A 16,611-nucleotide genomic window follows, 5' to 3' on the forward strand; every position below is an offset into this window, starting at 1 on the left:
AGCCGCGGCGGCGAGAAGCAGGCGTTTCATGAGATCCTTTGGGTGGCGAGGTGGGCGAGGGTGCGCAGGGTGTCCAGGGCGGCGGATGCGGCTGGCAGGCGGCTGAGGGCGTGCTCGGCCTGGCGGCTGCGTTGCGTGATCATCTCTTCGACGGTGGTGCGGGCACCGGTGGCCTCCAGGATGCTGCGGATGCGGGCGGCTGCGCTCTCGTCCAGGTCGCAGCGGCCCACCAGCGCGGTCAGGTGCCGCTGCTGTACGGGGGTTGCGCGCTGGTGGGCGAGGGCCAGGAGTGCGGTGTGCTTGCCCTCGCGCAGATCATCCAGGGTGGATTTCCCGGTGACCTCCGCATCGCCGAAGACGCCCAGCAGGTCGTCGCGCAGTTGGAAGGCTTCGCCGATCGGCAGGGCGAAGCGGGCGAGCGCCTGGCAGAACGCGGCATCGGCGCCGGCGAGGACGGCGCCGATGTGCAGGGGCCGTTCGACGGTGTATTTGGCTGTCTTGTAGCGGATGACGGCGAGGGCGGCGGTGAGGTCGGCGGGCGGGCCGAGCGGGTTGAGCAGGTCGAGGTACTGGCCGTAGAGGACCTCTTCGCGCATGGCGGCGACCACGTCCTGCAGGCGGGCCCGGCACGTCTGGGAGAGGGCGGCGGTGCGAAGGAGTTCGTCGGACCAGGCGTGGGCCGTGTCGCTGATGAGGATGGCCTGGCTGATGCCGAGCCAGCGGCCATCACGGGCGCCGCTTCGGGCGTGCAGCGCGGCCAGGCGGCAGTGCACGGTGGGCTGGCCGCGGCGCAGGCTGCTCTGGTCGATCACGTCGTCGTGGATGAGGGCGAAGGCGTGGAAGAGTTCGAGGGACGCGGCGACCTGGAGCGTCCCGCCCAGCTGTGCCGGGTCTCCTTGGGCTGCGTGGTAGCCGGCCAGGCACAGCTGGGGGCGCAGGCGTTTGCCGCCTGCGGCGAGATAGCGGGTGAGGGAGTCGGCCACCTCGACGGGCAGCCCGGCCGCGCGGGCCTGGCGGGCCTTGCCTGCGAGAAAGCGGGCCAGGACGTCCTCCACGCGCGCCGGAACCTCGGCACTGCTCAAAACAGGGGCGGGTACGGGGCGGGGGTTCATGGGGTGCTTTCTGGCGCGGGAGGAGATGCGGTCAGGCGCTGGGCTTCGTCGAGGAGAGCCTCGACGACCTGGCTCTCGGGGACCGTGTGTACGACGCGGCCGCGGACGAAGATCTGTCCCTTGCCGTTGCCGCAGGAGACGCCCAGATCCGCCTCGCGGGACTCCCGGACCGTTCACCACGCAGCCCATCACCGCGATCCGCAAGGGGTGTGGGAAGCCGTCGAAGGCGGCTTCGACGCGGGCGGCCATGGTGTGCAGGTCGACTTGGAGGCGGCCGCAGCCGGGGCAGGAGACGATCTCCAGTTTCCTGGGGCGCAGGCCCAGTGACTGCAGGAGGTGGCTGCCCGCTTTGACCTGTTCGACCGGGGGTGCGGACAGGGAGACGCGGATGGTGTCGCCGATGCCCTCGGCCAGCAGGATCCCCATGGCGACGGAGGATTTGATGGCTCCCTGGAAGGCGGGTCCGGCTTCGGTCACCCCCAGGTGCAGGGGGTAGTCGCAGTGGGCGGCCAGCAGGCGGTTGGCGGCGACCATGGTGAGCGGGTCGTGGTGTTTGACGGCAATCTTGAGATCCGTGAAGCCGTGTTCTTCGAAGAGGCGGCACTCCCACAGGGCGGATTCCACCAGTGCCTGGGGGCTGGCCTGGCCGTATTTGGCGAGCAGACGCTCGTCCAGGGAGCCGGCGTTCACGCCGATCCGGATGGGGGTGCCGGTGGCGCTGGCGTGATGGGCGATCGCCTTGACCTGGTCGTCGAATTTCTTGATGTTGCCGGGGTTGACCCGTACCGCCGCGCAGCCCGCGTCCAGGGCGGCGAACACGTAGCGGGGCTGGAAGTGGATGTCGGCGATCACCGGCAGGGGGGACTTTGCCACCAGGGCGGGCAGGGCCGCCGCATCGTCGGCGGAAGGGACGGCGACGCGGATGATGTCGCAGCCCGCGGCGGTCACTTCGGCGATCTGCCGCAAGGTGGCGTCCACGTTGGCGGTCACGGTGGTGGTCATGGTCTGCACGCTGATGGGAGCGCCGTCGCCTACCGGCACCGGCCCCACGTTCAGGCGGCGCGAGGCACGGCGGGCGGCGGGCAGCGTCACGGCGGGCAGGGGCGGGGGAAGGTTGGACCTCACGTGCTCTCCTGGGAAGGGGAAGCCGGGGCTGCGGCAGGCCGGCCCGGCAGCGACTGGATCAGGCGCCGCACGCTGCGCGCGATGCCGGCCGCGTCGAGGCCCGCGTGGGCGAGCAGCTCCGGGCGGGACCCGGCGGGCAAAAACGCAGGGGGCAGGCCCAGGACACGGACGGGCACCTGCACCCCGCGCTCGTGCAGGATCTGCAGGATGCGGCTGCCGATCCCGCCTGGGCCCAGGCCGTCTTCCACCGTCACCACGCACCGGTGCCGCTCGGCCAGCGCAACGACCGCCTCCGGAACGGGATGAACCCACCGCAGGTCAACGACGGTGGCACCCAGCTGGTCTGCTTCCACCAGCTGGGCGGCGGACACTGCGTCCGGGGCCAGCGCGCCGAGCGCGATCAGCAGCACATCGTGCGCGCCATGGGCGCTGCGGTGCAGGATGTCGACCCCTCCCACGTGGTCGACTGCCTCCAGCGGCGCGCTCGCGGTGGCCTTGGGCAGGCGCAGCAGCGTCGGCGCATTGGTGGTGACCGCCTCGCGCAGCAGCTCGCGCAGCCGGACCGCATCCCGGGGGGCGGCGATCCGCAGTCCGGGAACGGCTGCGAACAGGGCCAGGTCCCACATCCCATGGTGGGAGGGCCCATCCGGCCCGGTCACACCGGCGCGGTCGGCGACGAAGGTGACCGGCAGCCGGTGCAGGGCCACATCCATCAGTACCTGGTCAACGGCCCGGCTCAAGAACGTCGAGTACACGGCGACCACCGGGTGCAGCCCGCCCATCGCCAGGCCCGCCGCACAGGTCACCGCATGCTGCTCGGCGATACCGACATCGAAGACCCGCTCCGGGAACGCTGCCGCCATCGCGTCCAGGCCGGTCGGCTCCAGCATCCCGGCCGTCACCCCCACCACCTCCGGCCGCTCGGCGGCCAGCTCCAGCAGATACTGGGCGAAGTGCCGCGTCCACGACGGCGCCACCTGTGCGCCCACCGATGCCGGCGGCCGGCCTGTGTGCGGGTCGGTGACTCCCACCGCGTGCAGGCAGTCCCGCTCATCTGCTTGCGCCGGGCCGAAACCACGGCCCTTGACGGTCTTGGCGTGGACGATGACCGGCCGGCCCATGTCCCGCGCCTGGCGCAGCACCTGCTCCACCGCCGGCAGGTCGTGGCCGTCAACGGGGCCCAGATAGGCAAGACCCAGCTCCGCAAACACATTGGGATACCGGCTCTGACCTGCCTCCAGCCCGGCCAGATGACCGGCCAGGGCTCCGCACGTCGGCGCATAGGAACGCCCGTTGTCGTTGACGACGATCACGACGGGCAACGACCGGGCCGTCCACGCCCCCAGGCTGTTGAGCGCCTCGAAAGCCATGCCCCCGCCCAGCGCCCCGTCGCCGATCACCGCCACCACCCGGCGATCCGCCTGACCTGAGAGCTGGTAGGCCCGGGCAAGTCCTTGTGCATACGAGAGGGAGGTGGAGGCATGGGAGTTCTCCACCACATCATGTTCGGATTCCCCCCGTGCCGGATACCCCGACAGTCCCCCTGCCTGGCGCAACCGGTCGAAGGCGGCTGCGCGGCCGGTCAGCATCTTGTGGATGTAGGCCTGGTGGCCGATGTCGAAGACCAGGGCGTCGCGGGGAGATTTGAAGACCCGGTGCAGGGCCAGCGTCAGTTCGACCACACCCAGGTTGGACCCCATATGTCCCCCGCGCGCGCAGACCTTCTCCACGAGCAGCGAGCGCAGCGCCTGGGCCAGGTCGGCCGTCTCAGCGACGGTCAGCCGGCGTAAGGCGTCCAGTGAGGGCACCAGGCCGTCGGGGTCTGGAGCGTGGGTGGGAGAGGGGGGTGCACTCACGAGAGTCCTTGTCGGCGAGAATCCAGGGCCAACCGGCACGGAAGTGTGCCGCCGGCACAAAGGTGACGCGGGCGGGCCCGGCCTCCCGGCGAGGGGGGCGCTGCCTGGATGGTCGAGGCAGTCACCGCGGAGGCCGGGACCGCGTCTGCGGGGTCAGCGCCAGCGGCTGACCTCGACGTTCTCCAGCACACCCAGCGCGTCGGGCACGAGGATGGCGGCGGAGTAGTAGGCGGTAACGAGGTAGGAGATGATCGCCTGCTCGTCGATGCCCATGAACCGCACCGACAGGCTCGGCTCGATCTCGTCCGGGATACCGCCCTGGCGCAGCCCGATGACGCCCTGCTCATCCTCACCCGTACGCATACAGATGATGGACGTGGTACGCGCGGGACTGAGGGGGATCTTCCCGCAGGGGAAGATGGGCACACCGCGCCAGGCAGGGATGCGGTGCCCGTCGAAGTCAAGCGACTCCGGCACCAGTCCCCGCTTGTTGCACTCGCGGCCGAACGCGGCGATCGCCTTGGGATGGGCGAGGAAGAGCTTGCTGCCCCGGCGCCGGGAGAGCAGCTCGTCCATGTCGTCCGGGCTGGGCACCCCGTCATGGGGCTGGAGCCGCTGCTCGTAGTCGCAGTTGGCCAGCAGACCGAACTCACGGTTGTTGACGAGCTCGTCCTCCTGGCGCTCGCGCAGCGCCTCCACGGTGAGCCGCAACTGCTGCTCGGTCTGGTTCATCGGCTGGTTGTAGAGGTCCGCGACCCTGCTGTGGACCTTCAGGACCGTCTGCGCGACGGAGAGTTCGTACTGGCGCGGGGCGCCCTCGTAGTCCACATACGTGTGCGGGATGACCGCCTCGCCGACGTGGCCGGCGGCCAGGTCGATCGCCGCCTCGCCATACTTGTTGGTGCGCTGGTCGGGCACGAGGGAGTACGCCGTCAGGTGCTCCCCCAGCCCGGGCGCCCGCTCGGCCAGGTTGAGCACGTCCGCCCGGCTGAGCACCAGGACCGTACACGCCGTCGCCGCCCGGGCCGTGGCGTCCCAGGTCGCCTCGTCCGACACCAGCGCGTGCTCACCCAGCTGCGCCCCGTCCGCCAGCACACCGAGCACCGCCTCGTCCCCGTAGGGGCCGGTGCCGATCAGCTGGATACGCCCGTGGGCCAGCAGATACACCGCATCCACCGGATCACCGGACGCCGCCAGAACCTCCCCGGCGGCAAACTCCCGCTGCACGCACCGCGCGGCCAGCTCCTCCAGCACCGTCTCGTCCGCGAACCCGCGCAGCGCGGGCAGCTCCCCTAGCTCGGCTGGGATGACGGCGACCCGCTCGCCGGTCTGCACAAAGGTGATCTTCCCGTCACCCACCGAATAGCTCAGTCGCCGGTTGACCCGGTACGTACCGCCCTGCACCTGCACCCATGGCAGCATCCGCAGCAGCCACCGGGAGGTGATCTCCTGCATCTGCGGGACGGACTTGGTGGTGGTCGCCAGATTCCGCGCCGCAGCCGTACCAAGACTCTGCTGAGCCTGGCCGGCGCGGCCTTCCTGAGTTTCTGAATCTGTATGAATGGACACCTGACACCTTTCGCGTCATCGGGATAAGCGCCTTCTCCAGGCTTACAGCAGAATCGATAAACCTGCGATGACACGATCGGGTGACGAGAGGCCCTGATGGAATCGAAAACAACTGAATGGCTCTTGAAGTGAATCGTCTCGTTCGCATGTGTATTCTCGGGCGGGAGAGTTCACGTCGGAATTCGCTCCCCGTCGCCTCCTTTTTTGCGACGGCGTACGCTGGCGCTAAAAGAGAGAGGGGTGGGTACGGCTTCGCCACGCGAATTCCGTGGGCAGTCGAGCACCCGGGGAAGTCCATGACCAGGACACGGCAGCAACACACACCCGTCGGGAGCGGCGGCACTGCTGGCGGTGAGAGGGGCATCGCAATCGCAGGGCAGCGGGCCACCGAGCCTGACCGACCGTGACGCCGCCGTGGCGGCGAACCGTTGAGGCCCCGCACGCCACTGGCCCAGCGAACAAAGCCGGAGCATCTTCTCCACTGCCTCCATCACTGATGCCCCTCCTGACGTCGTCTGGCCCGCAGCCATCACCGCGGAGACAGGCCCGTCGCGGCTGCGAGGAAACGCCACCGCTGTTGCGCGACACCCGCCTGCTCCCGGCGAACTGGTGCACGACGCGGGCGTGCGGACAGCTGACTCGAGCGCACAAGACCGGGGCGTTCCCCACGCCGGAACGACGCGATGGGTTGGGAGATCCAGGCGAGGAGGCAGCTGCACCCGCCCACGCCAGGTTCCGCCGCCGGGTGCCACATCAGCCCCGGAGAACGGGAAGCTTTTCAGCACCCGCCGCCGAGGGCCGCTCACCCCTGCCCCGACTGACCCCACTGGAGCGCGTCGCCGCATCATGGGCTCCCTCTGACCTGCGAAACCACCAGAGACCCGCATCTGGACACCAACCTAGTTGTCGTATTTACGCGGGAATGTCTTCAGGGGAGAGCATCCGGAGTGCGGGCAGCGGAAGGCTGAGCGGTGCGCGTCGGCCGCCTCAGCTTGTCCTTTATGGTCCGGACTCGAGCGTGTTTCACACGTGAGTGGGGTTTGTCCAGATCAGGGCACGTGGGAACGGCCTTCCGCTGATGCTGTGCTCCGTCACAGATACACCGCTCAGCAGGAAGGCCGTAGGGATGAGTGTGCCGTGTGTGGGTGTTCCGCAGGATGCGCTTGGGCAACTGTCATGCTTCCGGGCGGACTTCTACGGCTGCTTGACCGGACGTGCGGACGCCTTGTTCGAGCTGACCGACGCGCTGCTGTGCGCGGACGGGCCGGTGAAGACACTGGTCGGACTCGCCCTTGCACCCGAGCACCGGCGTGGGCACGGCGCGTTGTACGGCACGTTGTACGGCGCTCTCAGCCAGGGCCGTATCGAGGTCGCCCGGCTGCGGCGAGTGCTGGCCTCGGTGCCACTGCCGCGGGCGGCCGACGGCCGTCTGGTCCTGGCCGTGGACGTCTCGCCGTGGCTGCGGCCCGACGCCGCCACCAGCGATGCCCGCTCGTTCTGCCATACCTACGGCCGGGGCGAGAACAAGCACCTGATGATCCCGGGGTGGCCCTGCTCGTGGATCGTTGCCCTGGAGACGGGCCGTTCCTCGTGGACCGCGCCCCTGGACGCCGTGCGGCTGCGGCCGGGCGACGACCTCGCCGCCGTGACCGCCCACCAAGTGCGAGATCTGATCGGACGCCTGATCACAGCAGGCCAGTGGCATGAGGGCGACCCACTGGTGTGGATTGTGGTCGACGCCGGCTACGACGTGATGCGCCTGTCCTACCTTCTGCGGGACCTCCCCGTCGAACTCCTCGGACGTCTCCGCTCAGACCGGGTCATGCGCCGCCCGGCGCCCTCCCGCAAGGAGTACTACCTCGCCCATCCCCAGGGTGGCCACCCGCCTCGGCACGGCAGCGAATTCATCTTCAAGGACGCCCGAACCTGGGGCGCCCCTGACGCGGAGACGAAGACCGCCACCACCCGCTACGGCACCGCCCACGCCCAGGGCTAGGGCCGGCTCCACCCCGAACTGCAACAGCGTGCCGCCTGGCGGGACCACCCCGGCAAGCTCCCCGTCATCGAGGGCACCGTGATCCGCCTCCAGGTCGACCACCTGCCCAGCGGCGGCGACCCCAAGGCCCTGTGGCTGTGGTGGTCACGGCCCGCGGCCGCTCCGGCGGATGCCGACCTGGCCTGGCAGGCGTTCCTGAGAAGGTTCGACATCGAGCACTTCTTCAGGATGATCGAGCAGACCCTCGGCTGGACCGCTCCGAAACTGTGCGCTCCAGAAGCCGCGGACAACTGGACCTGGTTGATCATCGCTGCCTACACGCAGCTCCGCCTCGCCCGCCCCCTGGCCGTCGACCTGCGACGCCCCTGGGAACGACCCGTCCCCTCGAACAAACTCACGCCCGCCCGGGTCCGGCGCGGGTTCCGACACCTGCGCGCCAAGACCTCAACGCCGGCCGGAGCGCCCAAACCCTCCCGGCCCGGCCCCGGATGCCCACCCGGCTCGAAGAACCACCACCCCGCCGAACGCTACGACGTGGGCCTGCTCCTGGTCACCGGCACACTTCACCGCCGACCGACCCACCACAAGATCGGTACCAAACCACGCCGCACCGGATAAACGACAAGCTCAGGGCGTGTGTTGCTACCGTGTCCCGGTCACGGACTTCCCCGGGGTGCTCGACTGCCCGCGGAATTCGTGTGGCGAGGCCGTACCCACCCCTCTCTCTTTTAGCGCCAGCGTACGCCGTCGCAAAAAGGAGGCGACGCAGAGTGAATGCCGACGCGAGCCTTCCCGCCCACGAATTCACACGGAAACGATGCGATACATTTCAGGTGTCATTCGACTGTTTTCGATTCCATCAGGACCGCTCGTCACCCGATCGTGTCATCGCAGGTTTATCGATTCTGCTGTAAGCCTGGAAAAGGCGCTTATACCAGTGACGCGAAAGGCGTCAGGTGTCCATTCACGCACAGACTCACAGCGGGTGATCCGATGGATACGGAGCATCTCCTCAACCACAGCCGCCTCGTCCGGGCCGGTGCCGGCCCTCCGAGAGGCGAGGCGGAGCTGCGCATTCTGGCAAACGGGGCACACCCCGGCGAGCAGTCGCTGGTCACCGGGAATGCCGGGCAGGAGCCGACAGTGCGGGCGGCGACCACCAGCACGGTAGGGGTACAGAGCTGACCGGGTGTCACCACCACCGGGCAGCGCAGGCGGCCGTATGCGTCGGCCCGCGCTTCGACTGCCGCGTCGGGGGGACGGCCATCCCCGAGACCCAGGTCGTGTCCGCCATCACACGGCGGGATCCCCGCCCACCGACGTCAGCCCCGATGGGGGAAATCGGCTCCGGCCAGCGGCTCTCGGCCTGGCGCTTCAGACCAGGCGACCTGTGGCTCGCATGCCCCCTGCATGTGGGACGCACGACAAACCCGAAGGAGCCAGGATCACCGTACCGACGCACACGTGACGCAGGATGTCGCCGCTTGAGCACGCCACCGCCCCTCGCCCTGCTCCTGGATCGGGAGTGCTCCCTCATGTCGTGTACTGCCTCTGTCATGCGGTCATGGGCCCGTACGCGCACCACCGCCCTGGAGGAAAGAGACGACTGAAGGACCCAGAACACCAGCCCGCAGATCCATCAGGATCGACACGCGCATACCATCCCCACCACGACTGCTGCCTCAAACCCGGCAACCACCAACCCAATACCCCTCGCCGATGGAGAAGTCCGGTCTTCGCTCGCTGTCTCGGCGATTGACGGTGCGTCTGCTTCCGCCCCCAGCCGAGGCCACCGCGGATCCACGCATACGCAGTGCGCCTGCCCCACCTGCTGGGCGGCCCGTTCCCGGCGTGCGAGACAGCACGCCACACACAAAGGCCCGGGCCCTCCCGGGCGTAGTGAGCCTGCGCACACAGCGCGCCCCACCCAAGGAGTCATGGATGTCCTTCCCCGCCCCCTTTCCCGTGCCGTCGACACCGGCCCCGCATAGCGCGGCAGAAGCTGAGGCTGCCGCGCCGGTTGAAGCCGACAGTCGAAGCGAGCCCGTTTCACCACCCACCCAGGGCCCTCTCCAAGGGGGTGACACCTTGCGCTCCTCGATGCCGGGCCAGACTGACATCACGGTCCTGCAGGAGGGGCGAGATCGGAGTGATCCGGGCATGAATCCCGACGCCCTGGAACGCCTCCTGCGGAGCCCCAGCGGACTCGGCACGACAAGCCTGCACCTGGCGCGACGCACGCAGCCGCCAACGCCGTGCCGGGAGATCCCCGGCCTCTACTACCACCCCGTGCCCGAGCTCGACGAAGTGCGGGTGACAGAGGTCAGCCGAAGGATCAAGGACTGGGCGGTGAACGAGGTCGAACTGTATCCACCGGAGTGGGAGGACCAGTTCGACGGACTCTCGCTGGGCCGCTACATGGTCGCCTGCCACCCCGACGCCCCCACCATCGACCACCTGATGATCGCCACGCGCCTGATGGCCGCGGAGAACGCGGTCGACGACTGCTACTGCGAGGACCACGGGGGTACGCCGGTGGGCCTCGGTGGACGCCTTCTGTTGGCACACACCGCTCTCGATCCGCTGCACACCACGCAGGAATACCAGGCGCCTTGGGCCCAGTTGCTCCACAGTGACGCTCCGCGGCGGGCCTACCGCTCGGCCATGGACTACTTCCTCCAAGCCGCCCGTGCCTCCCAGGCGGACCGGTTGCGGCACGACATGGCCCGTCTGCACCTGGGATACCTCGCCGAGGCCGCGTGGGCCGAGACGGACACCGTTCCCGAGGTGTGGGAGTACCTGGCAATGCGCCAGTTCAACAACTTCCGGCCCTGTCCCACCATCACCGACACCATCGGCGGCTACGAACTGCCCGCCGACCTCCACGCCCAGCCGGCCATGCAACGGGTCATCGCGCTCGCCTCCAACGCCACCACCATCGTCAACGACCTCTACTCCTACACCAAGGAACTCACCAGCCCCGACCGGCACCTGAACCTGCCCGTGGTACTCGCCGAGCGCGAAAACCTCGACGAGCGCGAGGCCTACCTCAAAGGCGTCGAGATCCACAACGACCTCATGCGCACCTTCGAAGCCGAGGCCGCCGCCCTGGCCTTCGCCTGCCCCGTCCCGCAGGTGACCCGCTTCCTGCGCGGCGTGGCCGCGTGGGTCGACGGCAACCACCACTGGCACCAGACCAACACCTACCGCTACAGCCTGCCCGATTTCTGGCACGAACAAGGAGCCCCACAGTGAACGCAACAGCCGAATCCACCACCGGTAGCGCAGCCATCCCCGGCCCGGCAACGCCCTACCAGGAAGACATCGCCAACTACTGGAACCACGAAGCCAGGCCGGTCAACCTGCGCCTCGGCGACGTCGACGGCCTCTACCACCACCACTACGGCATCGGAGCCGTCAACCACACAGCGCTCGGCGACCCCCACGACAGCGACCGCGAACAACGGCTCGTCGCCGAGCTGCACCACCTGGAGTCCGCCCAGGCCACCCTGCTCCTGGACCACCTCGGCCCGATCCAGCCCGACGCTACACTGGTGGACGCTGGCTGCGGCCGCGGCGGCACGATGGTCATGGCCCACCAGCGCTTCGCCTGCACCGTCGAAGGCGTCACCCTCTCCACCAAGCAGGCCGACTTCGCCAACCAGCGCGCCAGCGAGCTCCACATCGACGCCTTCGTCCGCGCTCATGTCTGCAACATGCTCGCCATGCCCTTCACCAGCGGGAAGGTGACGGCCTCGTGGAACAACGAGTCAAGCATGTACGTCGACCTGCACGACCTCTTCGCCGAACACGCCCGCATCCTCACCGTCGGTGGCCGGTACGTGACCATCACCGGCTGCTGGAACCCTGTCTACGGCCAGCCCTCCAAGTGGGTGTCCCAGATCAACGCCCACTTCGAATGCAACATCCACTCACGCCGCGACTACCTGCGGGCCATGGCCGACAACCGCCTCGTCCCCCAGACCGTCACCGACCTCACACCCCAGACCCTGCCCTACTGGGAACTGCGCGCCACCACATCCCTGACCACCGGCATCGAAGAGGCCTTCCTCAACTCCTACCAGGACGGCAGCTTCCAGTACCTCCTCATCGCCGCCGACCGCGTCTGACCACCGCGAACATCAGCCGGCGCGCGGCCAGCGTGGGAACTGCCAATCGTGCGGGGAACCCCCGGCCGACAACAGTGCACAGACAACCATCGTCCGAGCGGGGCGACGTGCGCATGACCGCAGCAGGAGCAGGCCTGCCGCCGCATTGGAGCCAAAGAAGGCCGGGGTATCCCGGCATCGGCGCGACGCGAGGGCTGTGTCAGTACCGGTGCGCAGGTGGCTGAGTGGACCTGCATGATGCGGCTCTCTCCCAGCCTGGACCTGGTGTCGCGCTAGGCCCTGCCCTGCCCCCCGCCGCCCAGGCAAGAGACCGCTCCGCTGCGTTCGGCCGTTCGAACCCGCCACCGCAATTGGGGAGGGGCTATGCCCGTGCTCGGAGTCGTGCTACTCATCGCCGTAGCCGCAGCGGCCACCGCTGCCGTCTACGGCCTTGCCCGGGTCATTCCGGCCTCATCCCGCAAAAGGCACAATGAGGTTCTCGGGTTCGTGTACGCGGAGATCGGCGTGATCTACGCCGTAGTCCTTGCCATGGTCGTCGTGGGCGTCTGGGACACCCGCTCCCACGAGCACGCCAACACCTATACCGAGACCAACGCCTTGCTCCAGATCTCCTGGTACGCCCGATCCCTTCCGCAGCCCGACCGCACCACCCTCATCCAGCGCACCGAGGCTTACACCACCACCGTCATCCACCACGAATGGCCACTGCTTGCAGAGGGCAAAGACAGCCCCACGGCATGGACCCTCTTCACTGATCTGCGTGACTTCATCAACACCCGACAGCCCACCAGCGGCGCCGACCAGGCACGCTATCAAGTCGTCCTCGAAGCCGTCGGACAACTCGGTGACGCACGCAGGGAGCGCGTCAACGAAGCCGCCACCGCCGGAGTGCCCGTACTGCTCTGGGCAGCACTGCTACTCGGAGCCCTGATGACCGTCGGCTTCATCTACCTCTTCGAAGTCGGCAGTCTCCGCGTCCAAGCCTGCGCGGCCTGCGCACTCACCCTCACCGTCGGCGTCATGCTCCTGATCGTCTACCAGTTCAACTACCCCTTCAGCGGCGCACTGAAAATCCAACCCACCGCCTTCCAGCTCGCCCTACAAAGGATCGAAGCCATAGGCTGACCAAAACCCGGGCCACCCCCGGCTCTCGACAGGGTCATCCGCTAACGGTGATCCCGCACAGCGCACGTGCGGCATACCGTGCCAAGCAGCGGACGATGGGCCCTGCCCCCAGATTTTGGACACCGGAGAGACTTGGATCTTGATGTCCAGGAGAACGGAGTCCTTGTGGGGAAGCACTACCCTGCCGAGTTCAAGGCGGACGCGGTCGCGGTGTACCAGTCGCGTCTCGGTGTTCACCCCAAGTCGGTCGCGACCGACTTGGGGTGAACACCGAGACGCTGCGGAACCGGACCCGGGCCGCTGACGGGCGCCGCCCCGGCGCTCACTCCGCACCCCAGGCCGCACCACAGACAGGCGGTGAGGTGGTTCAGGCCGAGCCGGCCGTAGCGCGGAAGAGGATTCGTGAGCTGGAGGGGAACGGGACATTCCCCGGAAGGCGGCCCGGTATTTCGCAGGGGAGACGCGCTGGTGAGGAGCCGTAATTTAACTACTGCCGGATTCGGGTAAGTGGCTCGATTTTATGTGGTAGTTGGGCTGTTGTGATGATTCCAGATGAAGTCCTGGCGATACTGGATGTGAAGTTCGCGGTGGTGCTGCCGCACCTGGACGAGCGGCAGCGTCGTCTGTATCTGGCGTCCGAGGCCGAGGCGCTGGGCCATGGCGGGAGCACGGCCGTGGCCCGGGTGGCGGAGGTCTCGGAGTCGACCATCGCGCGAGGGCGTGGGGAACTCGCGGATGGCGCGGAGTCGCTGGGGCGAGTGCGCAGGCCCGGCGGTGGACGCAAGTCCGCCGCCGAACGTGACCCTGGTCTGGTGGCGGCTCTCGAGCTGTTGATCGAGCCGCGTGAGCTGGGTGATCCGGTATCCCCGCTGCGTTGGACCACTGCCTCGCTGCGGGACCTGTCCCGGGAGCTGAACGACGCCGGGCATCCTGTCAGTGTCCCGGTGGTCGGTGGTCTACTGCGGTCGATGGGGTTCAGTCTGCGGGGCATGGCCAAGACCCGGGCCGGCAGTCAGGTGCCCGACCGGGACGCCCAGTTCCGTCACATCAACGCCGCCGCTGAGCGTTTCCTGGCCGAAGGGATGCCGGTGGTCAGCGTGGACGCGAAACAGAAGGAGCCGATCGGCGACTTTGCCCGCCCCGGCCGCACCTACCGGCCCAGAGGCAAGCCGATCACCGCCCCTGACCACGACTTCATCGACTCCGACACTCCGGTCGCAATCCCGTACGGCATCTATGAACTGGGGCGCGACAGCGGCTGGGTGAACGTGGGTACCGACCGCAACACCGCCGCGTTCGCGGTGGAGTCCCCGCACCGTTGGTGGAAGGCCCAGGGAATCCTCGACTACCCCGGCGCGGACCGCCTGCTGGTCACCGCCGATGCCGGAGGAGCCAACTCGGCCGACTCCCGCCTGTTCAAAATGGGGCTGGCCGGCCTCGCCGACGAGTGCGGCCTGAGTATCACCGTCATGCACTTCCCGCCGGGAACTTCAAAATGGAACAAAGTGGAACATCGGCTGTTCTCCCGGATCACCCACAGCCTGCGTGGCGAGCCCCTGACCAGCTACGAAGTACTGCTGGAGACCATTTCCGCTACCCGCACCACCACCGGACTGACCGTCAAGGCGATGCTGGACGAGAACAGCTACCCCACCGGCCGCGTGCTCTCCCGGGCCGAACGCAAGAGCGCCGACCGGCGCGTCGAACGCGAGGAATTCCACGGCGAGTGGAACTACACCATCGTCCCGCAGAGCCCTGACCAGCAGCTTGCGGCGGTGCCCTACGACGAGTCGGGACCGCCGGTTCCGGCCGAGGCCACCTTCCTCCTCACCCACCCCGCCCTGACCGGGCTGACACGCGAGGTATTCGACGAGCTCGTCCTTCAACTCGAACCGTGCCGTCAGGCCCTGGCCGAGACCCAGCGGCAAAGGGAGGGACGCGACCGGCGTGGCCGCAACCCCGGCTTCGGCATCCTCGACCACCGTCACCGCGTCCTGGTCGCCCTGCTCAGAAGCCGCAACACCGTCACCCTGACTCTGATGGGCAAGATCCTCGGCCGCGACCGCAACACGCTGAGCTACCACGCCATGACCAGCAGGCCGCTACTGGCCTTCGCCGGAAACGACCTCACCCCGACCCTCACCCCACGGACCCACCCGCCCCGCACACTCGAAGCCCTGAAAAGCGTGATCGAACACCACGACAACGAGATCAAACCCAGCAGTAGTTAAATTTCGGCTCCTCTGAACCGCTGCCAGTTCGTTGCCGACCACCAGCGCCGCTACGGCGTCAAGCGGCTGTGCACCATCCTCGGCATCGCCCGGTCCAGCTTCTACTACTGGCGCCGCACCGCTGCGGCCCGCGCTGCCCGTCAGGCGGCCGAGGCCGAGCTCGCTGGCCGGATACGCAAGCTCCACCACGAATCCGACGGCACCTACGGCGCCCCCAGGATTACCGCCGAGCTCCGCGACGAGGACGGCCAGGTAGTCAACCTCAAGCGCGTCGGGAGGATCATGCGGGCCATCGGCCTCGAGGGGCCCGTCTGCGTCGCTGGCACCGGACCACCATCGCGGACCCGGCTGCGGCGAAGGCGCCGGACCCGGTCGGCCGCGGTGAACACGAAGTACGTCGGCGACATCACCTACCTGGCCGGCGGCGGGAAGTTCCGCTACCTCGCGACCGTGATCGACCTCGCCTCACGCCGTCTGGCCGGGTGGGCGATCGCCGACCACCTGCGCGCCGAGCTCGTCATCGACGCCTTGGCAGCCGCCGAGCGGACTCGCGGGAGCCTGGCCCAGGGCGGCGATGCACACCGATCACGGACCGCAACGCACGAGTCGGGCATTCGCCGAAGCATGCAGGTCAGCAGGGGTTCGGCAGAGCACGGGCGCGGTTGGGTCCAGCGCGGACAACGCCGCCGCGGAAAGTTTCAACGCGACCTTCAAAAGAGGGACGCTCAAGGGCCGGACGGGATGATCGAACGAGCGAGGCACGACTCGACGCCTTCCACTGGCTGACCCGATACAACACCCGGCGTCGATATTCCCGGCTCGGTCAGCGGTCTCCGATCGCCATCGAGAACGCCTTCCAACCAACACCAACTACCCTGGCCCGAGCCGCATAGACGTGTTCGAAATCCGGGGTCAAGGCCCACGAAGAGCTCCAGGCTGCCCTAATCTCGCTTGCCCCTGCCCGGCCGGGCCGCCCAGTACATGAAGCCGCTCTCTCTCCGCCAGCGGCATCCTCCCCAGGCCGAGTCTGTGGGCCACCGGTGTGGCCGTCGAGGCAGAGGGCGGCCCCTACGCCCGATGCGCCTCCGACGCCGCCATCCGCGGAAGGATCTTGGACCGGCAGTTGGGGCCGGGCCGCGGCCCGGCCCCAACGGCTTCGGTGACCTTCCTGTCTGGTAGAGCACCTACCTCACCGACTGCCGCATCTGGCAGACAGCAGCGCTGTGCCTCGTATCCCGTGTTCTCCTCGTGAGGGGCATCGGCAAGCGGCTGCTCGAAGCCCACATGTCCACACGGCCCGGTACGCCGACTGCAGGGCCCCCGTCAGTGGTCTTGTCGCCTGCTGACACGTTGAGACACCGTCCTGCACGCCGAACACCGGGAGCGCTCGCGAGGGGACCTCCGCTGGTCCCGTGGCAGCGGCCTCCTGCTCCACGACGGCCGCACAGAGGCGGTCGCCCTGCCTCC

Annotated in this window: 7 protein-coding genes and 4 pseudogenes; 7 read left to right on the top strand and 4 right to left on the bottom strand. The window is 68.4% G+C overall.

The window, feature by feature from the left end; all coding sequences use genetic code 11:
• Positions 1–26: 26 nt before the first annotated feature.
• From OG965_RS38770 to OG965_RS38785, 4 genes and pseudogenes are all read right to left on the bottom strand, one after another.
• Complete coding sequence (locus OG965_RS38770; RefSeq protein WP_371656763.1) at positions 27–1,112, bottom strand: polyprenyl synthetase family protein; 1,086 nt, start codon at positions 1,110–1,112, stop codon at positions 27–29.
• A pseudogene (ispG, locus tag OG965_RS38775) lies at positions 1,109–2,213 on the bottom strand (flavodoxin-dependent (E)-4-hydroxy-3-methylbut-2-enyl-diphosphate synthase). Before ispG ends, OG965_RS38770 begins: the two are co-directional and overlap by 4 nt.
• Before the next feature lie 20 nt (positions 2,214–2,233).
• Entirely contained in the window at positions 2,234–4,045 is a 1,812-nt protein-coding gene (locus OG965_RS38780; RefSeq protein WP_371657175.1) for a 1-deoxy-D-xylulose-5-phosphate synthase, read from the bottom strand.
• 201 nt (positions 4,046–4,246) lie between these two features.
• Positions 4,247–5,656 (bottom strand): family 2B encapsulin nanocompartment shell protein, encoded by a 1,410-nt coding sequence (locus OG965_RS38785; RefSeq protein WP_371657176.1) that lies wholly within the window; start codon positions 5,654–5,656, stop codon positions 4,247–4,249.
• 1,132 nt (positions 5,657–6,788) lie between these two features.
• Here OG965_RS38785 and OG965_RS38790 point away from each other — a divergent pair.
• From OG965_RS38790 to OG965_RS38820, 7 genes and pseudogenes are all read left to right on the top strand, one after another.
• Positions 6,789–8,276 (top strand): annotated as a pseudogene (locus OG965_RS38790) (NF041680 family putative transposase).
• A 1,323-nt stretch (positions 8,277–9,599) separates the two neighbouring features.
• Positions 9,600–10,913: a family 2 encapsulin nanocompartment cargo protein terpene cyclase gene (locus OG965_RS38795; protein WP_371656764.1), complete on the top strand. Its 1,314-nt coding sequence runs from the start codon at positions 9,600–9,602 to the stop codon at positions 10,911–10,913.
• Positions 10,910–11,788: a geranyl diphosphate 2-C-methyltransferase gene (locus OG965_RS38800; RefSeq protein WP_371656765.1), complete on the top strand. Its 879-nt coding sequence runs from the start codon at positions 10,910–10,912 to the stop codon at positions 11,786–11,788. Before OG965_RS38795 ends, OG965_RS38800 begins: the two co-directional genes overlap by 4 nt.
• A gap of 363 nt (positions 11,789–12,151) precedes the next feature.
• The gene (locus tag OG965_RS38805) at positions 12,152–12,913 is read left to right on the top strand and encodes a hypothetical protein (protein ID WP_371656766.1); all 762 of its coding nucleotides are present in this window, start codon (positions 12,152–12,154) and stop codon (positions 12,911–12,913) included.
• Between the two features lie 542 nt (positions 12,914–13,455).
• A pseudogene (locus OG965_RS38810) lies at positions 13,456–14,664 on the top strand (ISAzo13 family transposase); the annotation flags it as partial.
• Positions 14,665–15,228: 564 nt separating this feature from the next.
• Positions 15,229–15,441, top strand: a pseudogene (locus OG965_RS38815) (IS3 family transposase); the annotation flags it as partial.
• A gap of 84 nt (positions 15,442–15,525) precedes the next feature.
• Entirely contained in the window at positions 15,526–15,930 is a 405-nt protein-coding gene (locus OG965_RS38820) for a DDE-type integrase/transposase/recombinase (RefSeq protein ID WP_371656767.1), read from the top strand.
• The last annotated feature ends 681 nt before the right edge of the window (positions 15,931–16,611 follow it).

Origin of the sequence: Streptomyces sp. NBC_00224 (assembly GCF_041435195.1) — a bacterium.
Taxonomy (GTDB): domain Bacteria; phylum Actinomycetota; class Actinomycetes; order Streptomycetales; family Streptomycetaceae; genus Streptomyces.